19 protein-coding genes are annotated in these 22,340 nt (G+C 69.5%); 8 read left to right on the forward strand and 11 right to left on the reverse strand.

What is annotated here, in order from left to right; translation table 11 throughout:
• Positions 1 to 44: 44 nt before the first annotated feature.
• Positions 45 to 449 carry a PTS sugar transporter subunit IIA gene (locus G5B46_RS21760; RefSeq protein ID WP_165262387.1) on the forward strand — a complete coding sequence of 135 codons (405 nt, stop codon included), beginning with the start codon at positions 45 to 47 and terminating at the stop codon, positions 447 to 449.
• Complete coding sequence (locus tag G5B46_RS21765) at positions 446 to 724, forward strand: HPr family phosphocarrier protein (RefSeq protein ID WP_116489063.1); 279 nt, start codon at positions 446 to 448, stop codon at positions 722 to 724. Before G5B46_RS21760 ends, G5B46_RS21765 begins: the two co-directional genes overlap by 4 nt.
• Before the next feature lie 852 nt (positions 725 to 1,576).
• Here G5B46_RS21765 and G5B46_RS21770 read toward each other — a convergent pair.
• The 3 genes from G5B46_RS21770 to bioB form a co-directional block, all read right to left on the reverse strand.
• Complete coding sequence (locus G5B46_RS21770; protein ID WP_165262389.1) at positions 1,577 to 2,362, reverse strand: prolyl oligopeptidase family serine peptidase; 786 nt, start codon at positions 2,360 to 2,362, stop codon at positions 1,577 to 1,579.
• A 112-nt stretch (positions 2,363 to 2,474) separates the two neighbouring features.
• Positions 2,475 to 5,228 (reverse strand): pitrilysin family protein, encoded by a 2,754-nt coding sequence (locus tag G5B46_RS21775; protein WP_165262391.1) that lies wholly within the window; start codon positions 5,226 to 5,228, stop codon positions 2,475 to 2,477.
• Positions 5,229 to 5,350: 122 nt separating this feature from the next.
• Complete coding sequence (gene bioB / locus G5B46_RS21780; protein ID WP_165262393.1) at positions 5,351 to 6,376, reverse strand: biotin synthase BioB; 1,026 nt, start codon at positions 6,374 to 6,376, stop codon at positions 5,351 to 5,353.
• Between the two features lie 107 nt (positions 6,377 to 6,483).
• Here bioB and G5B46_RS21785 point away from each other — a divergent pair, with 107 nt between their 5' ends.
• On the forward strand, positions 6,484 to 7,977 hold the full coding sequence (locus G5B46_RS21785) for a CHAD domain-containing protein (RefSeq protein ID WP_165262395.1): 1,494 nt from the start codon (positions 6,484 to 6,486) through the stop codon (positions 7,975 to 7,977).
• A 3-nt stretch (positions 7,978 to 7,980) separates the two neighbouring features.
• On the opposite strand, the gene G5B46_RS21790 is transcribed toward G5B46_RS21785, so the two are convergent.
• The 3 genes from G5B46_RS21790 to G5B46_RS24595 form a co-directional block, all read right to left on the reverse strand.
• Positions 7,981 to 8,832: an alpha/beta hydrolase gene (locus G5B46_RS21790; protein ID WP_165262397.1), complete on the reverse strand. Its 852-nt coding sequence runs from the start codon at positions 8,830 to 8,832 to the stop codon at positions 7,981 to 7,983.
• 73 nt (positions 8,833 to 8,905) lie between these two features.
• Positions 8,906 to 10,921 (reverse strand): AsmA family protein, encoded by a 2,016-nt coding sequence (locus G5B46_RS21795; protein WP_240903610.1) that lies wholly within the window; start codon positions 10,919 to 10,921, stop codon positions 8,906 to 8,908.
• 132 nt (positions 10,922 to 11,053) lie between these two features.
• Positions 11,054 to 11,158, reverse strand: a complete 105-nt coding sequence (locus G5B46_RS24595) for a hypothetical protein (RefSeq protein ID WP_058348411.1) — start codon at positions 11,156 to 11,158, stop codon at positions 11,054 to 11,056.
• 199 nt (positions 11,159 to 11,357) lie between these two features.
• Here G5B46_RS24595 and ahcY point away from each other — a divergent pair, with 199 nt between their 5' ends.
• Entirely contained in the window at positions 11,358 to 12,749 is a 1,392-nt protein-coding gene (ahcY, locus tag G5B46_RS21800) for an adenosylhomocysteinase (protein ID WP_165262401.1), read from the forward strand.
• A gap of 145 nt (positions 12,750 to 12,894) precedes the next feature.
• On the forward strand, positions 12,895 to 13,743 hold the full coding sequence (locus G5B46_RS21805; RefSeq protein WP_165262403.1) for a PfkB family carbohydrate kinase: 849 nt from the start codon (positions 12,895 to 12,897) through the stop codon (positions 13,741 to 13,743).
• Here G5B46_RS21805 and G5B46_RS21810 read toward each other — a convergent pair.
• Entirely contained in the window at positions 13,740 to 14,693 is a 954-nt protein-coding gene (locus G5B46_RS21810) for a 2-hydroxyacid dehydrogenase (protein WP_165262405.1), read from the reverse strand. The genes G5B46_RS21805 and G5B46_RS21810 overlap by 4 nt on opposite strands.
• A 73-nt stretch (positions 14,694 to 14,766) precedes the next feature.
• On the opposite strand from G5B46_RS21810, the gene G5B46_RS21815 reads away from it, so the two are divergent.
• Entirely contained in the window at positions 14,767 to 15,906 is a 1,140-nt protein-coding gene (locus tag G5B46_RS21815; protein ID WP_165262407.1) for a serine hydrolase domain-containing protein, read from the forward strand.
• A gap of 13 nt (positions 15,907 to 15,919) precedes the next feature.
• Here G5B46_RS21815 and G5B46_RS21820 read toward each other — a convergent pair whose 3' ends face one another.
• Complete coding sequence (locus G5B46_RS21820) at positions 15,920 to 17,065, reverse strand: acyltransferase (RefSeq protein WP_165262409.1); 1,146 nt, start codon at positions 17,063 to 17,065, stop codon at positions 15,920 to 15,922.
• 119 nt (positions 17,066 to 17,184) lie between these two features.
• On the opposite strand from G5B46_RS21820, the gene G5B46_RS21825 reads away from it, so the two are divergent.
• Complete coding sequence (locus tag G5B46_RS21825; protein WP_165262411.1) at positions 17,185 to 18,213, forward strand: LacI family DNA-binding transcriptional regulator; 1,029 nt, start codon at positions 17,185 to 17,187, stop codon at positions 18,211 to 18,213.
• A 24-nt stretch (positions 18,214 to 18,237) separates the two neighbouring features.
• Here the strand turns inward: G5B46_RS21825 and G5B46_RS21830 are convergent, their stop codons facing one another.
• Together G5B46_RS21830 and glmM are read right to left on the reverse strand one after the other, a co-directional pair.
• Positions 18,238 to 18,390, reverse strand: coding sequence for a hypothetical protein (locus G5B46_RS21830; RefSeq protein WP_165262413.1), 153 nt, complete (start codon positions 18,388 to 18,390; stop codon positions 18,238 to 18,240).
• A gap of 170 nt (positions 18,391 to 18,560) precedes the next feature.
• Positions 18,561 to 19,907, reverse strand: coding sequence for a phosphoglucosamine mutase (gene glmM / locus G5B46_RS21835; RefSeq protein ID WP_165262415.1), 1,347 nt, complete (start codon positions 19,905 to 19,907; stop codon positions 18,561 to 18,563).
• Positions 19,908 to 20,114: 207 nt separating this feature from the next.
• Between glmM and glmS the strand changes: the two genes are divergently transcribed.
• A complete protein-coding gene (gene glmS, locus G5B46_RS21840; RefSeq protein WP_165262417.1) occupies positions 20,115 to 21,935 on the forward strand; it encodes a glutamine--fructose-6-phosphate transaminase (isomerizing) in 1,821 nt (606 codons plus the stop codon).
• A 3-nt stretch (positions 21,936 to 21,938) separates the two neighbouring features.
• Here glmS and G5B46_RS21845 read toward each other — a convergent pair whose 3' ends face one another.
• A complete protein-coding gene (locus G5B46_RS21845) occupies positions 21,939 to 22,301 on the reverse strand; it encodes a pentapeptide repeat-containing protein (protein WP_165262419.1) in 363 nt (120 codons plus the stop codon).
• Between the last annotated feature and the right edge of the window lie 39 nt (positions 22,302 to 22,340).

Genomic DNA, 22,340 nt, shown 5'->3' on the forward strand with positions numbered 1-22,340 from the left:
CCCTGCCGTATCGGGCGAAGGGGATCCCGTTTGAGAGACCAGGCATGATCGGGCTCGTGATCGTCACGCACGGGCGTTTGGCGGAGGAATTCGTTTCCGCCATGGAGCATGTGGTGGGGCCGCAGACCGCGGTGAAGGCCATCTGCATCGGGCCGGAAGACGACATGGAGCGTCGCCGGTCGGACATTCTGAAGGCTTGCGCCGCCGTCGACGACGGCGCGGGCGTCATCCTGCTGACCGACATGTTCGGCGGCACGCCCAGCAACCTGGCCATCTCGGTCATGGAGCAGACCAAGGCCGAGGTCATCGCCGGGCTGAACCTGCCGATGCTGATCAAGCTGGCCAGCGTGCGCGGCCGCGACGACCTGGACGCCTGCGTCGCCCATGCCCAGGAGGCTGGACGCAAATACATCTCCGTGGCCTCCTACGTGCTGGCGGGAGAAAAATGAGTCGGACGGCGGCGGCCACGGTCGAGATCATCAACGAGCGCGGGCTGCACGCCCGGGCCTCGGCCAAGTTCGTCAAGCTGGCCTCGGGCTTCGACGCCGAGGTCACCGTCGCCCGTGAAGGCTCCAGCGTCGACGCCCGCTCGATCATGGGCCTGATGATGCTGGCCGCCGGCATCGGCTCGACCATCGACATCGCCGCCGAAGGCCCCGAGGCCGAAGCCGCCGTCGACGCCCTGGTCGAACTGGTCGGCAACCGCTTCGACGAAGAGCGCTAGGGCGCGGCTCGAGCCGCTTCCCTATCCGCCCGTCATTCCCGCCCTCGTGGCGAGGTCTCCACCGCTGCCGACACAGCCCGATTGAGCGGACGCCTTCAGTGTCCGCTGAGGGTGGGGAGGAGACCTTGCCTACGGAACCTCGAATGCGCTCACCCTGCCGCTATCGGGATCAACCAGAAAAACAACAGGTCCATCAACGAGCGAACCAGAGGGACTGTAGATATCGAACACCACGCTAATCCGGCCATCAAAAACCCGATGAACCGCACCGAACTCGTATCGCCACCCTCGCAAGTCCAGCTGTCCGACGTGCGCTTTGGCAAGTGAAACAGCATCATCGTCCGAGATTCGGAGTCCTTTGCGTCCCATCGCTGATCCCATCCGTGAAGGGCGAAAATATCAAATGGCAAAGGGACCTAGTCGATGGGCCAAATCTCAGTGCCGATTGGCACCTCATCCTTGTCGATGCCCTTGAGGAGACAGGCCCAGCGCCGCTCGTTCGGCGGTGGAGTTTGGAAAACTTCGCCCATCCGCAAGACTGCCGAAGCAGTCGAACTGTCCGGTCGCCGCAGCAAAACGGGACCCTCGGGCCTTGCTGGACCGTCAGCAACGAGCGGGCCGGGAGCTATGACCAATCCACCCCGGCTTTGGATGTCAAATACGCTCTCGACGACCATGAGCGGCTTCATGCTCTAACTCTAGAGCGGCGCCGAACATCCGCAAAGGGTCGTGAACCGAAATCGGCTCCTCCGCCTGTTTCGGACTTTCAAACCGGCGTCGCGAGCGGGCATCTGTTTTGGTCGATATCCGCCACAAGGGCGGGAATGACGGGAAGTGAGGGGATGGGGAGACCTACCCCGCCTTCGCCGCCATCCACCGCGCCGCCAGCTCCGGCCAGCTCCCTTGCGTGCCCGCGAGCTCGCGCAGGGCGAAGCCGTGCGGGGCCTGGCCGAAGACGTGGGCGTCGAGATCCAGCTTCAGGTCGCGCGCGGTCTTGATGAAGTTCAGCGCGTGCTCGACCGGCACCACCTCGTCGAGCAGGGCGTAGGCCAGGAACACCGGACAGGACGGAACGCCGTGCGGCTGCGCGGCGATGCCGATCGGCCAGGCGTCGTAGAAGGCCTGCTTCTCCGCGGGCGGATAGTCGGGCTTGCCGGCCGGCGCCTTGTAGTCGCGATGGTTGGCGTTGATCGGGGCGTAGGCGATCAGCACGCCGGAAAGGTCCGTCTTCGGCTGGCAGGCCAGGGTCCCGGCCAGGTGGCCGCCGGACGACAGGCCCAGCACCAGGCGCGGCAGGTCGGTCGGGATCGCCGCCAAGGCCGAGAGACCGTCGCTCAAGGCGATGTCGAAGGGCCAGACGCCTTCGGGCGCGACCGCGCCCGGCAGGCGGTGGGCCAGCACATAGGCATCGTAGCCCAGGCCGTTCAGCCACAGCGCCGCCTCGACGCCCTCGCGGTCGTGCATCAGCCGCAGATAGCCGCCGCCGGTGCAGACCAGCACCCGCCCCTTGGGCGCGGCGACGCGGAAGGCGTGCAGTTCGACCCGCGTGACCACGTCGATTGTGCGGTCGGGCCAGGCGCCTTCGATGACGTTGGCCGGGCCGTCGCTGAGGACGATGATCTCGGTCGGCTGCTGCACGGCGCGTCTCCTGGTCGGGTTGCCTGGCGGCTTATCGCGGCGCCCGCCCCTCTCTACAAACGAAAAGGGCGGCCCGTGAGGACCGCCCTTCGCGCTTGCCGTCTGGCCGGCCCTACTGGACCGGCTTGCCGTCGGCGTCGATCACCTTGATGTCGAGCTTCAGGGCCTTGAGCTTGGGCTCGATCACGGCGCGGTCGCCGACGATCACCCAGACCAGTTCGTCCGGCTTGATCGCCTTCTTGGCCGCCGCCGTGGCGCTCTCGACCGTAACCGACCGCACGTCGGCGGGGTACTCGTCGAAATAGGTGTCCGGCAGGTCGTAGTTGAGCAGCTCGGTGATCGAGCCGGCCACGGCGCTGCCCGTCTCCCAGTTGCCCGGCATCGACAGGGTCAGGCTGTTCTGGGCCTTGGCCAGTTCGGCCGCGGTCACCGGACGCGGGCCGATGATGTCGGTCAGCTCCTTGCGGGCCTCGGTGAACGACTCGGCGGTCTTGTCGGTCTGGACCGGCGCGCGGATCAGGAACAGGCGCGAGCCGCGGGCGTCGCGCACGCCCGAGAAGGCGCCGTACGACCAGTGCTTGTCCTCGCGCAGGTTCATGTTCAGGCGCGAGACGAAATCGCCGCCGAACAGGGTGTTGAACGCGTCGAGCGCGGCCTGGTCGTTCGGATCGCGCGGACCCAGCAGGTTGCCGGCGGCGATCACCGACTGCTGGGCGCCGGGCTTGTCGATCAGGTAGACGGCGGCCTTGCTGGCCGGCGCCTGGACCGACGGCTTGGTCTTGCCCTGCGCGCCCTTCCAGCCGCCCAGCTGGGCTTCCAGCTTCGGCACCAGCTCGGCCAGGGTGGTGTCGCCCACCACGACCAGGGTGGCGCCCTGCGGCTGCAGCCAGGTGGACTGGAAGCGCACCAGGTCGTCGCGCTGGATCGAGGCCAGCGTGGCCTCGGTCGTCAGCTGGCCGTAGGGCGAGCCCGGACCGTAGGTCAGCACCGGCAGGATGCGGCTCGACATGGCCTGCGGGTTCTGCTTGGCCTGCTGGACGCCGGCGATGGCCTGCTTCTTCAGGCGATCCAGGTCCTCGGGCTTGAAGGCCGGGTTCTTGAGCACGTCGGCATAGATGGCCAGGGCCGGATCCAGCGTCGTGGTCAGGGTGTTCAGCGACACCGAGGTCAGGTCCAGGGTGCTGCCCGAGTTGATGCCCGCGCCCAGCTGGGCCAGTTCGCGGCTGATGGTCAGGCCGTCGCGGTTCTTGGTGCCTTCGGTCAGCATGCTGGTGGTGATGCCGGCCAGGCCCGGCTTGTCGCCGGCGTTGGCGGCCACGCCGGCGTCGAACAGCAGGTCGATGCGGACCTGCGGCGTCTCGTGACGCTCGGCCAGGACCACCTTGATGCCGTTCGACAGGGTGGCGCGCTCCAGCTTGACGAAGGCCGGGGCCTTGGTCGGACCGACTTCCGGCATCGCCTTGCGGTCGGCGCCGGCCGTGGTCGTGTAGTTGGGGAACGGCGACACGGTCAGGGTGAAGTCGCCGTCGGTCAGCCAGGCCTTGCCGGCCGCCTGCAGCTGGGCGGCGGTGGCGCCGCGGATGCGCTCCAGGCTCGTCTTGTAGGCTTCGGGCGAGCCCAGATAGACTTGGCTTTCGGCCAGGATGTCGGACTTGCCGCCGAAGCCGCCGATGCGCTCGACCCCGCGCACGAAGTTCGACAGCGTCAGGGTGCGGACCTTGGCCACTTCCTCGGGCGTCGGGCCGTCACGCAGCAGGCGCTGGAACTCCTCGTCGAAGGCCTTCTCGACCGCGGCCGGGTCGCCGCCCGGCTTGACGGTCAGGGTGACGATGAACTGGCTGCCGATCTCGCTGTCGGACACCCCGGCGCCGACATTGGTGGCGATCTGGTCGGTGTAGACCAGGCGCTGGTAGAGGCGCGAGGTCTTGTCGGAGACCAGCACGTCGCCCAGCAGGGCCAGGTAGTCGGACTCGGCGGTGCCGTACTGCGGGATGTTCCAGACCTTGTAGATGCGCGACTGCGGCACGCGGTCCTGCATCTCGGCGCGCTGGCTGCCGGTGCGCTTGGCCACCCAGGCCTTCTGGCGCATGACCGGCGGGCCCGACGGAATGTCGCCGAAGTACTTCTCGGCCTTGGCCTTGGCTTCGGCCGGCGTGATGTCGCCGGCCAGCACCAGCACGGCGTTGGCCGGGCCGTAGTACTGCTTGAACCAGCTCTTCACGTCGTCCAGCGAGGCGGCGTCCAGGTCTTCCATCTCGCCGATGACCGTGTGGCCATAGGGGTGGTCGGCGTCGTAGGTGCTGGCGGTGATCACGTCCCAGACTTGGCCGTACGGCTGGTTCTGGCCCTGGCGCTTCTCGTTCTGGACGACGCCGCGCTGCTCGTCGAGCTTGGCCTTGTCGATGGCGCCGACGAGGTGGCCCATGCGGTCGCTCTCGAGCCACAGCACCTGGTCCAGGGCCGCGGTCGGCACGTTCTGGAAGTAGTTGGTGCGGTCCTCGTTGGTGGTGCCGTTCATGTCGGTGGCGCCCAGCTTCTCCAGCGCCTTGAACCAGTCGTCGTTGAAGTTCTCCGAGCCGTTGAACATCAGGTGTTCGAACAGGTGCGCAAAGCCGGTGCGGCCCTTGGGCTCGTTCTTCGACCCCACGTGGTACCAGATGTTGACCGCCACGATCGGGGCCTTGTGGTCCTCGTGGACGATCACGGTCAGGCCGTTGGCCAGGGTGAACTTGGTGTAGGGGATGTCGACGCTGGGCAGCTGGGCCAGCTGGCCGGTGACCTTGGCGGACGGCTTGGGCGCGGCTTGCGCGAGCACCGGATTGGCGAGGAGCAACGCCGCGACGGCGGCGGAGGCGAACAGCTTCATGAAGGGCCCCGAATAGGTTTTCGCGCAAAGCGAAGATGCCCCGCACCATAGGTTGCGGGGCATCCGGGACAAGCGAGCCACGCGGCCCGCCTTCATTAAATTTCGTCCAGAAACGGCGAGCCTTACTCGGCCGGAACCGCCTCCGGAGCCACTTCCGCCTTCACCATGACCATCGGCTTGAGGTCGAGGTCGTGGAACAGGCGGCTGTCGTCGTCCATGTCAGGCAGCGGCGTGGTCAGGAGCTTGCCGCCGACGAAGATCGAGTTGGCGCCGGCCATGAAGCACAAGGCCTGCAGTTCGCGGTTCATGCCCTCGCGGCCGGCCGACAGGCGGACCATGGCCTTCGGGCAGACGAGGCGGGCCACGGCGATGGTGCGCACGAACTCGATGGAGTCGATCGCCTTCTCGCCTTCCGCCAGGATCTGGTCGCCCAGCGGCGTGCCGCTGATCGGCACCAGGCCGTTGATCGGCAGGCTGTCGGGATGCGACGGCAGGGTGGCCAGCTGGTGCAGCAGGCCGGCGCGGTCGCGGCGGGTCTCGCCCATGCCGACGATGCCGCCGCAGCAGGTGCTCATGCCCGCGTCGCGGACATAGGCCAGGGTGTCGAGGCGCTCCTGGTAGGTGCGGGTCGTCACCACGTCCTTGTAGTAGTCCGGGCCGGTGTCGAGGTTGTGGTTATAGTAGTCCAGGCCGGCGTCCTTCAGCTGCTTGGCCTGCTCGGCGGTCAGCATGCCCAGCGTCGCGCAGGTCTCCATGCCCAGCGCTTTGACCCCGCCGATCATCTCGGCCAGCTTGGGCAGGTCGCGATCCTTCAGCTCGCGCCAGGCCGCGCCCATGCAGAAGCGCTGGGCGCCGCCGGCCCGGGCGGCCTTGGCCTTGGCGATGACCACCGCCGGCTCCATCAGCTTCTCGGCCTTCAGGCCGGTCTTGAAGTGGGCGCTCTGGCTGCAGTAGCCGCAGTTCTCGGCACAGCCGCCGGTCTTGACCGACAGCAGTTGCGACAGCTGCATCTCGGAGGGGTCGAACCAGGCGCGGTGCACGCGCGCGGCCTCGAACACCAGCTCCATGAACGGCAGGGCGAACAGCGCTTCGACCTCCTGGAGGGTCCAGTCGTGGCGGGGCTGTGCGGAGATGTTGATCGGCGTCATGGCGCGCAGGTTTGAACTTGGGCGATCCGAATGGCAAGACGGCCCGCGCATCCGCACGATGTTGCGTTGCGGAAGCCAAACGCCTGCAAGGTGGTTATAGTCGGATCATGGATCGCGAAATCGAACTGAAGTTCCTGATCGCCCCGGAGGCTTCCGACGCGATCCTGGCCCGCCTGGGGGCCGACGGCGCGGTGCGCCGGCTCGACGCCACCTATTACGACACGGCCGATCACGCCCTGCGCCGGGCGGGCTTCGGCCTGCGGGTGCGCGACGGCGACGGCGGCCGCAAGCAGACCCTGAAATCGGCCTCGGCCGGCGGCGTCTTTTCGCGCGGCGAGTGGGAGGCCCCGGTCAGCGGCCCCGGCCCCGATCGCGACCTGCTGGACCAGACCCCGGCCGGCCGCATCGTCAACGGCGACGTGCTGGCCCCGGTCTTCGCCGCCAAGGTCGAGCGCACCCTGCGGCTGGTCGAGCACGCCGGGGCGGTGATCGAGGCGGCGCTGGACCGCGGCGAGCTGCAGGCCGGAACCGACCGCGCCGCCGTCAGCGAACTGGAACTGGAGCTGAAGACCGGCGAGCCGGCCGCCCTGTTCGACCTGGCGCGCGACCTGATGACCCACGCGCCGCTGCGCCTGTCGCTGGTCAGCAAGGCCGAGCGCGGTTACGCCCTGGCTCTGGGCGAAGCGCCCGGCGCCCGCCGCGAGGCCGCCGTCCTGACAAAGGGCATGACCGCCGCCGAGGCGTTCCAGGCCCTGGGCAACACCGCGCTGGGCCGCCTGTGCGTCGCCGCCGAGGCCCTGGCCGACCTGCCTGGCCCTGACGCGCTGCACAATCTGCGCGTGGCCGCCCGCCGCCTGCGCGCCCTGCTGAAACTGTTCCGCCCCGTCACCGGCAAGCTGGCGGCCACGCCGGCGGCCGATGCGCTCAAGGCCCTCGCCGACGCCCTGGGGCCGGCCCGCGATCTCGACGTCTATGTCGCCGAGACCTGGCGCCCGGCCGCCGAGGCCGATCCGCAGCCGGTCGAAGGCCTGGCCGCCCTGGGCAAGGCGCTGGTCGAGGCCCAGCAGCGCGCCTATGCCGACGCCCTGAAGGCCGCCGCGCCCGGGCGCTTCGGCCCGCTGGCGCTCGACATCGCCGCCTGGCTGGAAGCCGGCGACTGGCTGGCCGATCCCGAACGGGTCGAGGACCGCGGCGCGCCCGCCAAGGCGTTCGCCGCCGCGCGGCTGAAAAAGCTGTCCAAGGCGGTGCTGACACGCGGCGCGGACCTGGAGGCGCTGGACGCCGAGGCCCGCCACCGCCTGCGGATCCAGGGCAAGGGCCTGCGCTACGCCATCGACGCCCTGGCGCCGCTGTTCCCCGACCACCCCAAGCGGCTGGAGCGCTGGTCGGCCGCGACCCGCGACCTGCAGGACGCCCTGGGCGGCCTCAACGACCACGCGCTGGGCGCCGCCCTGGCGCGCCAGGCGGCCCTGGCCGACGGCGACCCCAAGGCCGCCTACGCCGCGGGCGCCCTGTCGACCTCGCCGGACGCCACCGACCGGCTGATGCGCGACGCCAAGGCGGCCCTGGCCGAACTGAACGATCTCAAGCCGTTCTGGTGAGCCCTACGGCCGCCCGTAACCCCGCGCCGCCAGGAAGGCGTTGAGCCGCGCGTCGCCGTCGCGGTCGGCCTCGGGATCGATGTCGAAATCGCTCTCCTGGTTCTTCAGGTTTCGCGTCAGCAGGTGGCCCAGGCCCGGATAGACGTGCAGCTCGCACGGGCCGCCGGCGGCCTTCAGGCCCGCGCAGAAGGCCTCCGCCCCGCGGAGCGGGGTCAGGGTGTCGGCCGCGCCCTGCACGATCGCGGCCGGCGGACCGCCCCGCGCGGCCAGCGACACGGGTGAGATCGAGGACGGATCGGCCCCGCCCATCAGCTTGCGGAACCAGCCGTCCCTGGCCAGGTCGAGCGCCGGCGACCACAGCAGCATCAGGTCAGGGCCCTTGGTCCCGCCCGGACAACCGCCCAGGCCGGCCGTCGCCACCAGCTGGCCGCCCGCGCTGACGCCGTAGCCGGCCACCCGCGCCGGATCGATCCCCAGACGGGCGGCGTTGGCCCGCGCCCAGGCGAACGCATCGCAGGCGTCGGCCAGCGCATCGGCGGGCGTGACGCCCTGGCGCGACAGGCGGTACTCGATGGGGATGGCCACCAGGCCCTGGCCGTTCAGCACCCTGGCCGCGCCGTAGGTCCAGGCCGGCTCGCCCGCCACCCAGCCGCCGCCGTGGAAGATCAGCGCCGCCGGACGCGGCGCGGCCGCATCGCCGGCCGGCGCGAACACGTGGGCCTTCAGCGAGACGTCGCCGAGCGTCTTGTAGGTTTCGATCCGGGGCGTCGCGGGCTGGACCTGCGCGCCCGCCGCCGGGGCCCAGCCCGCGACCAGCAGGCCCGCGATCGTCGCGACCTTCGCGCAAAGCCTCATCCGCGCCCTCCTCGTCCAGCCCGTAAACTCTGGAGCGAGGACGCCGGCGGCGCCACCCAAAAGCGCGCCGGGGCTACTTGCCCTTCTTCGGCGCCGCCTGGGTGGTCTGGGTGGTGCGCACCGCCACCCCCTCGCCGCGCGCCTCGGCCACCAGGCCGGCGCAGTCGGCGTCCTTCTCCAGGCCGGGCGTGACGAACGGCAGGATCGCCGCCAGCGGGCTGAGCAACGAGCCCAGCGCCGCGGCCACGCCGCCCTGGGCGATGGCGCCGCCGGGCTGCAGGTCGATGTCGGGCCGGCCCAGCGGACCCTTGATCTCGATCGGGATGAACAGCCGCACCAGGCGCGGCTTCTTGCTGTCGCCCTCGATGCGCAGGTCCAGCCGCTCGGTCTTCAGGTTGATCGTGCCCTCGCCCTTGGCGACGACGACGCCGGTGTCGGCGATGATCTTGTCGGCTCGCATGACGCCGTCCTTCACGTCGAAGCTGGCGACGGCGCAGCGCAGGCTGGTCTCCTTGGGGTCCTTCGACAGCAGCATCAGCAGGCCCTTGGAGGCGTTGACGCCCAGGAGTTCGGCGAAGGCCTGGCGCACCTGGCCCTTGGGCGCGACCAGGGTCACCGTGCCGTTCGACGAGGCCGCCGCCCGATGCACCGAATTGCCGACCCCGCGCAGCTTGGCCCGGGCCACGATGCCGCCCTCGATGGCGGGCTTGCCGGCCGTCTTCAGCGGGATGAAATCCTCCAGCTTGGCGTTGGTCAGGCGCAGGTCGAGATCGGTGACCGGCACGTTGGGCCGCGCGTCGAGCCGCACCTTGCCGGCCAGGTCGCCGCGCGAGAAGGTGAAGGCGATCGGGTCCATGTTCAGCACGCCCTTGTCCAGCGTCAGGTCCAGGCGAACCTTCTGCAGGGGCAGGTTGGGGGCGTTCACCGCCAGGGCGCGGTAGGTGACCTTGGCGTCCATGGCCCGCACGCGGTCGGTCTGCAGGGTGGCGTCGGGCAGGATGCGGCCGGTGGCCTCGCGCTGGCCGGCCTCGACCTTCTGGCCGGCCGAGGCGGTCTCGCCGCGACCCGTGGCGGGCGCGGCGCCGACCAGGCTGCCCAGATCGTCGAAATCCAGGCGCTTGGAGCGCAGATCGGCCTCCAGATAGGGCCGCTCGCGATCGACCAGCACGAAGAGGTCGCCGTTGACGTCGCTGTCGCCGATGCGGCCCGAGAACTTCTCGAAGTCGAACCGGCCGCCCTTGCGCGCCAGGTGGCCGCTGATCCGGTAGGGCGGGGTGTTGGGCAGGGTCAGGCCGGTCAGGCCGTAGAGGCGGTTCAGGTCGGTCCCCGCGATGGTCAGGTCGCTCTCGAACCGGCCCAGGTCGAAGGGCTTGGTGATCGAACCCTCGGCCGAGACCCGCGTGGTCCCGGCGCTGACCTGCGCATCGAACGGATAGGGACGATTGGGCGAGATGTTCAGCAGCGGGCCGCCGGTCACCCGCGCCAGGAACGGCTGGCGGTTGTAGGTCCCCTTGCCCTCCAGCACGAAACGACCCTTGCCGTCGCCGCTGGCGTGCTCGTTGGAGCTGACCGTGCCGGTGAACAGCACGTCGCGCTGGCGATCCTCGACCCGCAGGGCGCCTTCATTGATCACGAAGTGCTGGATGGCCGGCAACTTCAATGGCTTGGTGCGCTTCTTGTTCGGGTCGCCGAAGGTCCAGTTGGCGCGGCCCGAAGCCTCGCGCAGCAGGCGCACGTCGGGACGGTCGACCGCCACCAGCGGCAGGATGACGTCGCCCTTCAGCAGCGGCAGCAGCTTGATCTGCACCGCCACGCGATCGACGCGGGCCATGTGGCCGGCCTGCGGACCGGTCTTGGGCGCCCAGTCGGGCTGACCCAGGAACAGGCCGTAGGCCTCGGCCTTGGGCGAGAACGACCAGGGATGGACGCGCAAGTCGCCGTCGATCCGCACCTCGCGCTTCAGCTGGGCCGAGGCGAAGCGGCCGACAGGCCCGCGCAGCATGTTCCAGTCGAACCAGACGAAGAAGGCGACGATCGCCGCCAGGATCAGCAGGGCGCCGCCGATCCCCCAGCGGGCGGATCGGGGCAAGGCGCGCCAGCGGCCTCCGGGCTTGCGCCCGGGGCTGCTCGGCGGCGGCGATGTCGAAACGGAACCTTCCGGCATCCGCCTACAACGCGCGGCGAACGGCGTTCCGTTCCCTGGACGGTCCGACGGGCCGGTCTAGTAGACGAGTTTCAGGCTGCCCACGACGGCGGCGACGATCACGAAGGCCACGATGGCCACGACTTCATAGGCCTTGAAGAAAGGCCGGCTCGGCGAACGCATGTTGATATTCCCCCACATCCCACTTTGGCACTAGAGCCGCCCTTGTCCGCAAGGGTCACGCCAGTTCTCCCGTCAGGCGTATTGCTTTCTGCCCAATTCACTGGCGCACGGACATAAGGAAATCTTTATGTCAGTTTGCCACTCTCCGCCGCCCGCGCTATAACGCGGCCAAGACATTTCCCCCGATCAGGAGCCGCCCGTGGCCGACTACATCGTCAAGGACATCTCGCTCGCCGACTTCGGCCGCAAGGAACTCGCCATCGCCGAGACCGAAATGCCGGGCCTGATGGCCACGCGCGCCGAGTACGGCCCCGCCCAGGTTCTGAAGGGCGCCCGCATCGCCGGCAGCCTGCACATGACGATCCAGACCGGCGTGCTGATCGAGACCCTGACGGCCCTGGGCGCCGAGGTCCGCTGGGCCTCGTGCAACATCTTCTCGACCCAGGACCACGCCGCGGCCGCCATCGCCGCCGCCGGCATCCCGGTCTTCGCCTTCAAGGGCGAGAACCTGGTCGAGTACTGGGAATACGCCCACAAGATCTTCGAGTGGCACGACGGCGGCTACCCGAACCTGATCCTCGACGACGGCGGCGACGCCACCCTGCTGTGCGTGCTCGGCCCGAAGGCCGAGAAGGATCCGACGATCCTCAACAACCCGCAGAACGAGGAAGAAGAAGCCCTCTTCACCGTCATGAAGCGCTACCTGGCCGAAAAGCCGGGCTTCTACACCGCCATCCGCGACGCCATCGGCGGCGTCTCTGAAGAGACCACCACGGGCGTGCACCGCCTGTACCAGATGGCCGCCAAGGGCGACCTGCCGTTCCCGGCCATCAACGTCAACGACAGCGTCACCAAGAGCAAGTTCGACAACCTGTACGGCTGCCGTGAAAGCCTGGTCGACGCCATCCGTCGCGGCACCGACGTGATGCTGTCGGGCAAGGTCGCCGTGGTCTGCGGCTACGGCGACGTGGGCAAGGGCTCGGCCGCCAGCCTGCGCCAAGGCGGCGCCCGCGTGATCGTCACCGAAATCGACCCGATCTGCGCCCTGCAGGCGGCGATGGAAGGCTACGAGGTCCAGACCCTCGACGACGTCGCCGACAAGGCCGACATCTACGTCACGGCGACCGGCAACAAGGACGTCATCACCGTCGACCACATGCGCCGGATGAAGAACAACGCTATCGTCTGCAACATCGGCCACTTCGACAGCGAGATCCAGGTCGCCGGCCTGCGCAACTTCAAGTGGGACGAGATCAAGCCGCAGGTCCACCACGTGGAATTCCCGGACGGCAAGAAGATCATCCTGCTGTCGGAAGGGCGCCTCGTGAACCTGGGCAACGCCACCGGCCACCCCTCGTTCGTGATGTCGGCCTCGTTCACCAACCAGACCCTGGCCCAGATCGAACTGTGGACCAACAAGGCCGCCTACAAGAACGACGTCTACACCCTGCCCAAGCACCTCGACGAGAAGGTCGCCTTCCTGCACCTCGAAAAGCTCGGCGCGAAGCTGTCGAAGCTGAACAAGGAACAGGCCGACTACATCGGCGTGCCGGAAGCCGGCCCGTTCAAGCCGGACCACTACCGCTACTAAGCGGTCCGCCAACCGGCAGATCCAAGGAAAGCCCGCTCTTCGGAGCGGGCTTTTTTGTTGCGGATCGACCATCGGACAGGCGGTCGTCTTTTTGCCTTCGTGACGCCCTGTTCAAGTTCTGCAGGCTCGGCTAACTGCTTTGGCCATGCCGCTCGCGCTTCTCATTTCCAGCCACGTCGCCGGCAGCCAGGTGGGCGCCACCGCCCAGGCCGCGGCCCTGACCCAGTTCCGCATCGACACCATGGTCGTGCCGACGGTGCTGTTCGGCCGCCATCCCGGCTGGGGCGTGCCCGGCGGCGCGCCGGTGCCGATCGAGGTGGTCGAGGGCATGCTCGACGGCCTGGAGGCCAACGGCCTGTTCGGCCTGGCCGACCTGGTCATCACCGGCTACTTCGCCACCGCCGCCCAGGTGCGCGCGGCCGCCCGCGCCATCGACGCCGTCCGGGCCGCGCCGCGCGACGGCGCCTCGGGCCGCAAGCCGACGATCATCGTCGATCCGACCATGGGCGACGCCGGCAAGGGCCTCTACGTGCCGGCCGAGGTCGCCGACGCCATCGCCGCCGACCTGATCCCCCGCGCCGACATCGTCGCTCCCAACGCCTGGGAGCTGCAGCGCCTGACCGGCGCGGAGGTGCGCGATCCGGCCGGCGCGGTGCGCGCCGCCCGCCTGCTGAACAAGCCGGTGATCGTCTCGTCGGTGCAGCGCGGAAGCGAGATCGGCGTCGTCTACGCCGACCGCAAGGAGGCCTGGCTGGCCGCCCACGCCAAGGCCGAGCGCTCGCCCAGCGGCACCGGCGACCTTCTGACCGCCCTGTTCGCCGCCTCGATCCTGGAAGGCCAGACCCTGTCCTACGGCCTGGCCCGCGCCGTCGGCGGCGTCGCCGAGACGGTGACCGCCGCCAACATCTGGAACGCGCCGGAACTGCCGATCGTGGCCATGGCCGCCCGCATCAAGCAGACCTCGCCGACCGTGCGGATCGAGCGGCTGGCTTAAGGGCCCTCGCGGCCCTTCTCCGTATTCCCGTCATTCCCGCCGAAATGCTTCGCCAAGTTCTCCAGAACCAGCGCGGCCATCGCGCTGCGGGCCTCTTCCGTGGCGCTGCCCCGGTGCGGCTGCAGCACCACATTCTCCATGGACCACAGCGCCTCGGGCACGTTCGGCTCGTCCTCGAACACGTCGAGACCCGCGCCGGCGATCGTCCCGTCGGTCAACGCCGCGACCAGGGCCGCTTCGTCGACCACCGAGCCGCGCGCGACATTGATCAACAGGCCGCCTGGCCCCAGCGCCGCCAGCACCGCCGCGTCGACCAGGGGCGGGGTCCCCGCGCCGCCGGGCGTGACCAGGAACAGCACGTCGACCGCCTCGGCCAAGGCCTCCGGGCTGGCATGGTAGGCGTAGGCAACGCCCTCCACCGGCCGGCGGCTGTGATAGGCGATGCTCGCCGCGAAGGGGGCGGCCATCTGCGCGATCGCCCGGCCGATCTGGCCCAGGCCCAGGACCCCCACCTTGCGTCCGCTCGCCCGCCGCGCCAGGGGCAGGCGCTCAGCCCTGGGCCAGCGGCCTTCGCGCACGTAGCGGTCGGCCGTGACCATCCGGCGCGACAGCGACAACCATAGCCCGATGGCCAGTTCGGCGACGTCTTCGGTGAGCACGCCCGGCGTCGTGGTCACGGCGATCCCGCGCGCGGCGGCGAGGTCGAGGTCGACCTTGTCGAGGCCGACGCCGTGCACGGCGACGATCTCCAGGGCCGGCAGGCGATCCCACAGCGCGGCGGGCACGCCCAGGTCGCCGCCGGTGACCACCGCGCGCACCTGGTCCGCGACCTGGCCGATCAAGGCGTCCGGATCGGCGGCGCGATAGGGGCGGTGAACCGTATAGGCCGCCTCCAGGCCGGCTTCGAGCTGGGGCGACAAGGCCTTGAGCTGCAGGACGTCGGGCTTCATCGGTGGGCTCCGGTTACGCGTTGCACTGTCCTTCGGATGACAAACCCCGGCCCGGCGGGCTAGACGAAACTTCATGAGCCTCGACATCACCGGCGTCTGCCCCGCCCCGTTCGCCCAGGTCTACGAAGCCTTCGAGGCCAATTTCGATCCGGCCTCGCCGGGCGGCGGCGAGCTTGGCGCGCGCTTCACCCTGGCCGTGGACGGCGAGGTCGTGGTCGACCTGATGGCCGGCTATGCGGACCGCAAGCATCAGGTCGCCTTCGGCCCCGACACCCTGACCCCGCTGTTCTCGACCACCAAGGCGATCGCCGCCCTGCTGGTCGCGCGTCTCGTCGACCAGGGCAAGCTTACCTATGACCAGACCGTGGCTTCGGTCTGGCCGGAGTTCGCGCAGGCCGGCAAGCAGGACGTCACCGTCGGCCAGGTGATGTCGCACCAGGACGGCCTGTCGGGCTTCCTCCACGAGGTCGACCCGGCCATCTGGTTCGACTGGGAGGCGACGACCGCGAAACTCGCCGCCATGGCCCCGCTGTGGCCGATCGGCTCGGCCAGCGGCTACCACCCGGTGACCTTCGGCTTCACGGCCGGCGAGATCTTCCGTCGCGTCGACGGTCGGAGCATGGGAACCGCGCTGCGCGAGGACCTGGCCCAGCCGCTGGGCCTGGACATCTGGATCGGCCTGCCCGACAGCGAGCATGCGCGCTGCGCCGACCTGATGCGCCCGACCGCCTTCCCGAAGTTCGGCGAGATCAACGACGCGGTGAAGGCCGCCTTCATGACCAAGTGGGCCGCGCCCGGCGGCCGCGGCACCGGTGAATGGCGGCGGGCCGGGATCCCTTCGGCCAATGGCCACGCCACCGCCCATTCGCTGGCCCGCCTGATGGGCGCCCTGGCCAGCGGCGGCACGCTGGACGGCGTGAAGATCCTCTCGCCCGAGACCATGGAGCTGGCCCGGGCCGAGCGCATCGCCGGCCAGGACCTGGTGCTGCCCTACCAGATCAGCTGGGGCGCGGGCTTCATGCGCAACACGCCCAACTTCTTCTACGGCCCCACGGCCGACGCCTTCGGCCATTCGGGCTGGGGCGGATCGTGCGCCTTCGCCGATCCGAAGACCGGCGTCTCGGGCTCGTACGTGATGAACCGCCAGGGCAACGAACTGATCGGCGACCCGCGCGCGGTCGGCCTGATCAAGGCGGCCTACGCCAGCCTCTAGACCAGGCCCCGGGTCAGGCCCGCCGCAGCAGCTTGCCGGCCAGCCAGCGGCGCGCCGGCTCGTCATAGAGCTTGAGGCAGGCCCAGGCGATCGCCACCGCCGCCACGAACACCCCCGCCCCGACCAGCGCGCCCTGGGCGGCGGGGATCTTCTTGTCCACGACCCAGCCGGTGTAGATGTAGATCAGCGGATAGTGGGTGATGTAGAGCGGGTAGGACAGGTCGCCGAAGAAGCGGGCGATCCGCAGGCTGGGGCCGTCGACGTCCTTCTCGCCGGCGCCGATGGCCACGATGAGTGGGAACAGCAGGATCACGCAGGCGGCCTCGTACAGGCCGTTGACCCACAGCCGCTCAGGGCCGCCGAAGCGCGGCAGCGACAGAGCCGCGATCAGCAGCACGCTGCACACCGCAAAGCCGTGGCGGACCTTGATCCGCTTGCCCAGGCGCATCAGCAGCACGCCGGCGAAGAACGGGAACATCACCCGGGTCAGGCCGATGTGAACGCCGCTGGCGTTCAGCGCCCAGCCGCCGATGACGTCGCCGCGCGGACCCAGCACCAGAAGGCCGACCAGGGCCAGGGCCGAGACCGCCACCAGCGCGCCCAGCCAGCGGATGGGCAGCTTCCGCAGGCCGACGGCGTAGAGGATGTTGGCGACGTACTCGTAGAACAGCGACCATTGCGGGCCGTTCAGCGGATAGATCTCGCCCCAGCCGCGGATCTCGGCCGACGGGGTCATGGGGATCATCAGGGCGCCCAGCAGCATAACCCCGATCACCTGCCAGACCGTGACGGCCTCGAGCTTGGGGAACAGCGACCAGTGCTGCAGGCCCAGCAGGGCCGCGCCGATCAGGCCGCCGACGATGATCATCGGCTGCAGGCGCACCAGGCGCCGCTTGTAGAACTGCCACTGGGTCATGCCGCCCCAGCGGTCGTCATAGGCGTAGGCCACCACGAAGCCCGACAGCAGGAAGAAGAAATCCACCGCCAAGTAGCCGTGGTTGATGATCTGCTTGTGCGGGCTGCCGCCGGAATAGGCCTCGAACAGGTGGAAGACGACCACCATCAGGGCCGCAACGCCCCGCAGGCCGTCGAGGATGACATAGTGGCCTTTGGCGGGCGCGGTGGCGTCCGTCGAGGTCGCGGCGGCGGAAGAGGTCATGGGCCAAGCTTCACTGGATTTGAGAGTCGCGCCGAAGGGTTGCGAGGTTTATCGTTAAATCACAACCCCCTTTCGGAGCGCCCTTCACGGGCCCTTCAACCCTCCGGGATCCGACGACCATGCAGCGCGCGAGGCGCCCCCGCGAGCGGGCCAGGGTGACGATCAGGGACGTGGCGGAAAGGGCCGGCGTCTCGGCCATGACCGTGTCGAACGTCTTCAACGGCACGGGCAAGTTCTCGACCGAAACCCGGGATCGGGTGATGGCCGCCATCGCCGCCCTGGGCTACGTGCCGAGCTCGGCCGCGCGGCGGCTGGTCGGCGCGGCGCCGGCGAGGGTGGGCCTGCTCTATGCCGGGGTCGACAGCATGTTCATCCACGCCGTGCTGGCCGCCGCCGCCGTGGCCAGCGCCGAGCGCGGCCTGCAGCTGATCACCCGCAAGGCCGCCTCGCCCCACGAGGCCCTGGAGACGGCGCGCTCGCTGCAGCGGTCCGGCGCCGACGCCCTGCTGCTGCTGCCGCCGTTCGACACGGTGCTGAGCGGTTCGGCCGGCTTCGCGGCCCTGGGCCTGGCGACCGCCTCGATCGCCACCGCCGCGCCCTTGCCCGACATGATCACCGTGCGCATCGACAACCGGGCCGCCTCCTGCGCGATCACCGAGCGGCTGGCCGCCAAGGGCCGGCGACGCATCGCCGTCATCGCCGGGCCGCAGGACCATTCCGACAGCATCGAACGCCTGGAGGGCTGCCGCCAGGCGCTGGCGGCGCACGGACTTTCCCTGCCGGACGAGCTGGTGGTCGAGGGCCGCTTCACCTTCGAGTCCGGCCTGGCGGCGAGCGAGCGGCTGCTGGCGCTGCCGACGCCGCCCGACGCCATCGTCGCGGCCAATGACGACATGGCCGCCGGCGCGTTGTGGGTGGCTCACCGCCAGGGCCTGGCCCTGCCCCGCGACCTGGCCGTGGCCGGCTTCGACGACACCCTTCTGGCGACGCGGGTCTGGCCGCCGCTGACCACGGTGCGCCAGCCGATCGACCGCATGACCGGGCGCGCGCTGGATCTATTGCTGGAGGCCTTGCGTCGCCCGCCCGGCGAGAATCCGCCGGCCGACGTGCTCGAAGCCTACGATGTCGTGGAGCGCGCCTCGGCCTGATACGGCGGGCGCCCTCGGGCCGTCTCAGAGATTGAGCAGCAACCGGCCGGCCACATAGGCCGTGGCCAGCCAGAACAGGCCGCTGAACGCGCCGCCGAACAGCACCGCCCGGCGGAACTCGCGGTTGTGCAGAAGGCCGGGCGCGGCAGGGGGCCGCGAACCATGCGTGTGGAACACCGTGGGCTTCCTCCGTGGCTCGGCGCTGTGGGGGCTCGCGCCGTTAACCACGGGAACGACGATGTCACGAAACTGACGAAACACAACCTGAGCCGTCGCCTTTTCGGCGGGTTTCGGCCGCTTTTTCGCCCAAATTAGTGCGTCCACACGGAAAATTCGACCTTCCGCCCTCAGACGGCCTTCACCGCCGCGGCGATGTCGCCGACCACCTTGCGCACCAGGGCCGGATCGTCGCCCTCGGCCATGATCCGGATCAGCGGCTCGGTGCCCGAGGCGCGGACGACGATGCGGCCGGCGCCGTTCAGCTGAGCCTCGCCGTCGGCGATGGCTTCTTTCACGGCCTTGGCCTCCAGCGGCTTGCCGCCGGCGAAGCGGACGTTTTCCAGAAGCTGCGGCACCGGCTCGAACTGGCGGGCCAGCGCGCTCATCGGCTTGCCGCTCTCGACCATCACCGCCAACACCTGCAGCGCGGCGATCAAGCCGTCGCCCGTGGTCGAGAAGTCCGACAGGATCAGATGACCCGACTGCTCGCCGCCGACGTTGAAGCCGCCCTCGCGCATGCGTTGCATCACGTAGCGGTCGCCGACCGAAGTGCGCTCCAGGGTCAGGCCCAGCCCGCCCAGCTGGCGCTCCAGGCCCAGGTTCGACATCACCGTGGCCACGACGCCGCCGCCCTTCAGCGCGCCGGCCTTGGCGAAGGCGGCCGCGATGATGGCCATGATCTGGTCGCCGTCGACGACCAGGCCCTTCTCGTCGCAGATCACCAGGCGGTCGGCGTCGCCGTCCAGCGCGATGCCGATGTCGGCGCGATACTCGCGCACCAGCTTGGCCATCGCGTCGGGATGGGTCGAGCCGCACTCCTCGTTGATGTTGGTGCCGTCGGGCGTGACGCCCAGGCTGATGACCTCGGCGCCCAGCTCGTAGAGCGCGGTGGGCGCCACCTTGTAGGCCGCGCCGTTGGCGCAATCGATGACGATGCGCAGACCCGAAAGGCTGAGATGGCGCGGGAAGGTCGCCTTGACGATCTCGACATAGCGGGCCTGGGCGTCGTCGATGCGCTTGACGCGGCCCAGGTCGCGCGGGGCCGCCAGGCCTTCCTGCAGGCCCTCGTCCATCAGGGCCTCGATCTTCAGCTCCTGCTCGTCCGACAGCTTGTAGCCGTCGGGGCCGAACAGCTTGATGCCGTTGTCGGCGAAGTTGTTGTGGCTGGCGCTGATCATGATGCCGAGGTCGGCGCGCATCGAGCGGGTCATCATCGCCACGGCCGGGGTCGGCAGCGGGCCGAACAGCCGCACGTCCATGCCGACGCTGGTCAGGCCCGCCACCAGGGCCGGCTCGATCATGTAGCCCGACAGGCGGGTGTCCTTGCCGATCACCACCAGGTGGCGGCGGTCGTCCTGCGAGCGGAACAGCTTGCCGGCCGCCAGGCCGACGCGCAGGGCGACTTCGGCGGTCATCGGGTGCTTGTTGGCCTGGCCGCGGATGCCGTCGGTGCCGAAATAGGCGCGCTTGCTCATGGTGATGGTCTTCGTCGCTGTCGGGTCGCTGTGTGAATCGGAGCAACGCCCATATAGAGCGTCTTCGAAGTCTCGTACGGACCGCGAAACGATCCGAAATGCAGATTTACGTCGCCGCCCCCTGCACGAGTGCTAAAGGCCGCGCTCGAAATATCCCGTGCTGGTAGCAATAGTCCTCCAGGCGCGTTCTACAAAGGATCATGTCCCATGTGCGGCATCATCGGCATCGTCGGTAAGGCCCCCGTCGCCGAGCGTCTGGTCGAGAGCCTCAAGCGGCTCGAGTATCGCGGCTACGACTCCGCCGGCGTGGCGGGCGTGGTCGGCGGCGGCGTCCAGCGCCGCCGGGCCAAGGGCAAGATCAAGGCGCTGGAAGAGGTTCTGGCCGCCGATCCGCTGACCGCAACCACCGGCATCGGCCACACCCGCTGGGCCACGCACGGCGCGCCCAATGTCGCCAACGCCCACCCGCACAGCGCCGGCCGGGTGACCCTGGTGCACAACGGCATCATCGAGAACTTCGCCGAACTGAAGGCCGAGCTGTCCGCCGCCGGCCGCACCTTCGAGAGCGACACCGACACCGAGGTCATCGCCCACCTGATCGATGCCGAGCTCGCCACGGGCCTGGCCCCCATCGACGCCTTCAAGGCCACGCTCGACCGGCTGACCGGCGCCTATGCGCTGGCCGTGCTGATCGACGGCTTCGAGAACCTGGTGCTGGGCGCCCGCCGCGGCAGCCCGCTGGTGGTCGGCGAGGGCCAGGGCGAGATGTTCCTGGGCTCGGACGCCCTGGCCGTCGGCCCCTTCACCAACCGGGTGATCTATCTCGACGAGGGCGACTACGTGGCCCTCGACCATGACGGCGCGAAGATCTTCGACGCCTCGGGCGCGACCGTGACCCGCCCCGTGCGCGTGGTTCCGACCAGCGCCGTGATGATGGAGAAGGGCGAGTACCGCCACTTCATGGAAAAGGAGATCCACGACCAGCCCGAGGGGTGCCAGCGCACCATCGCGGCCTATGTGGACGCCCTGACAAGCCGCACCGCCATCCCCGGCGACGTCGACTGGGCCAAGCTCGAGCGCATCCAGATCGTCGCCTGCGGCACCTCCTACATCGCCGGCGTCATCGGCAAGTACCTGATCGAGCAGCTGGCCGACCTGCCGGTCGACGTCGAGATCGCCTCGGAGTTCCGCTATCGCCAGCCGGCCCTGCGGCCGGGCGCCCTGGTCGTGGCCATGTCGCAGTCGGGCGAGACCGCCGATACCCTGGCCGCCCTGCGCTACTGCAAGGCCAAGGGCATGAAGAGCGCCGTGGTCGTCAACGCCACCGAGTCGACCATGGCCCGCGAGGTCGACGTGGTCTGGCCGATCCACTGCGGCCCCGAGATCGGCGTGGCCTCGACCAAGGCCTTCACCGCCCAGGTCAGCGTGCTGACCGCCATCGCCGTGGCCGCCGCCAAGGCCCGCGGAACCATCGATGCGGCCGAGGAGCAGCGCCTGGTGAAGGTGCTGCTGGAAGCCCCGCGCCTGATCGCCGAGGCCATCGGCCTGGAAGGCGCGATCAAGGAGATCGCCGCCGACGTGGCCAAGGCCCGCGACGTGCTCTACCTGGGCCGAGGCCCCATGTCGGCCCTGGCCCTGGAAGGCGCGCTGAAGCTCAAGGAGATCAGCTACATCCACGCCGAGGGCTACGCCGCCGGCGAGCTGAAGCACGGTCCGATCGCCCTGGTCGACGACAAGACCCCGATCGTCATCCTGGCGCCCCACGACAGCTGGTTTGAAAAGTCGGCCTCGAACATGAGCGAGGTCATGGCGCGCGGCGGCCAGGTGATCTTCATCACCGACACCGAAGGCGTGAAGCACGCCCCCGAAGGCGCCAAGGTGGTGGTCACCGCCCCGGCCAGCGACCCGCTGGTCTCGACCCTGGTGATGTCGGCCCCGATCCAGCTGCTGGCCTACCACGTGGCGGTGATCAAGGGCGCGGACGTCGACCAGCCGCGCAACCTGGCGAAATCGGTGACGGTGGAATAGCGCCTACCAGTCGGGCGTCTCGCCCTCAGCGAGACTGTAGCTGTGGAAGAAGGCGCCGGCGAACCGTGCGCCTTCCATCTTCGCCCCCTTGAAGGTGGTTGCGCATAGGGCCGCATCGCGGAAATCGGCCCCCGTCAGGTCTGCGCCGGTGAAGTCGCAGGTCTTGAGATTGCAGCGCATCCAGGAACTGCGGAGCGACGTCCCGCGCAGCGAAACGGCGAGGCAACAGCCCCGCATCTCGACACCGTCCAAGACGGCGCTTTCGAGGGCGTCGGACCCGTCGGCGACGATGTCGAGGTTCGAGAACACTCTCTCTCCCCGCCCATACCGGGCGAGGAGTTGGCTCTCGGTGATCTGCGCGTCCATGGCGAGACAGTATCAGCGACGCCACTTCAGTCCAGACGC

This window comes from Caulobacter sp. 602-2, from assembly GCF_011043625.1.
Lineage (GTDB): Bacteria > Pseudomonadota > Alphaproteobacteria > Caulobacterales > Caulobacteraceae > Caulobacter.

Bases quoted from the DNA above. Each gene is read 5' to 3' on its own strand.
- G5B46_RS21760 (WP_165262387.1), top strand. From the start codon at position 45: ATGATCGGGCTCGTGATCGTCACGCACGGGCGTTTGGCGGAGGAATTC.
- G5B46_RS21765 (WP_116489063.1), top strand. From the start codon at position 446: ATGAGTCGGACGGCGGCGGCCACGGTCGAGATCATCAACGAGCGCGGG.
- G5B46_RS21775 (WP_165262391.1), bottom strand. From the start codon at position 5,228: ATGAAGCTGTTCGCCTCCGCCGCCGTCGCGGCGTTGCTCCTCGCCAAT.
- bioB (WP_165262393.1), bottom strand. From the start codon at position 6,376: ATGACGCCGATCAACATCTCCGCACAGCCCCGCCACGACTGGACCCTC.
- G5B46_RS21785 (WP_165262395.1), top strand. From the start codon at position 6,484: ATGGATCGCGAAATCGAACTGAAGTTCCTGATCGCCCCGGAGGCTTCC.
- G5B46_RS21790 (WP_165262397.1), bottom strand. From the start codon at position 8,832: ATGAGGCTTTGCGCGAAGGTCGCGACGATCGCGGGCCTGCTGGTCGCG.
- G5B46_RS24595 (WP_058348411.1), bottom strand. From the start codon at position 11,158: ATGCGTTCGCCGAGCCGGCCTTTCTTCAAGGCCTATGAAGTCGTGGCC.
- G5B46_RS21805 (WP_165262403.1), top strand. From the start codon at position 12,895: ATGCCGCTCGCGCTTCTCATTTCCAGCCACGTCGCCGGCAGCCAGGTG.
- G5B46_RS21810 (WP_165262405.1), bottom strand. From the start codon at position 14,693: ATGAAGCCCGACGTCCTGCAGCTCAAGGCCTTGTCGCCCCAGCTCGAA.
- G5B46_RS21815 (WP_165262407.1), top strand. From the start codon at position 14,767: ATGAGCCTCGACATCACCGGCGTCTGCCCCGCCCCGTTCGCCCAGGTC.
- G5B46_RS21820 (WP_165262409.1), bottom strand. From the start codon at position 17,065: ATGACCTCTTCCGCCGCCGCGACCTCGACGGACGCCACCGCGCCCGCC.
- G5B46_RS21825 (WP_165262411.1), top strand. From the start codon at position 17,185: ATGCAGCGCGCGAGGCGCCCCCGCGAGCGGGCCAGGGTGACGATCAGG.
- glmM (WP_165262415.1), bottom strand. From the start codon at position 19,907: ATGAGCAAGCGCGCCTATTTCGGCACCGACGGCATCCGCGGCCAGGCC.
- glmS (WP_165262417.1), top strand. From the start codon at position 20,115: ATGTGCGGCATCATCGGCATCGTCGGTAAGGCCCCCGTCGCCGAGCGT.
- G5B46_RS21845 (WP_165262419.1), bottom strand. From the start codon at position 22,301: ATGGACGCGCAGATCACCGAGAGCCAACTCCTCGCCCGGTATGGGCGG.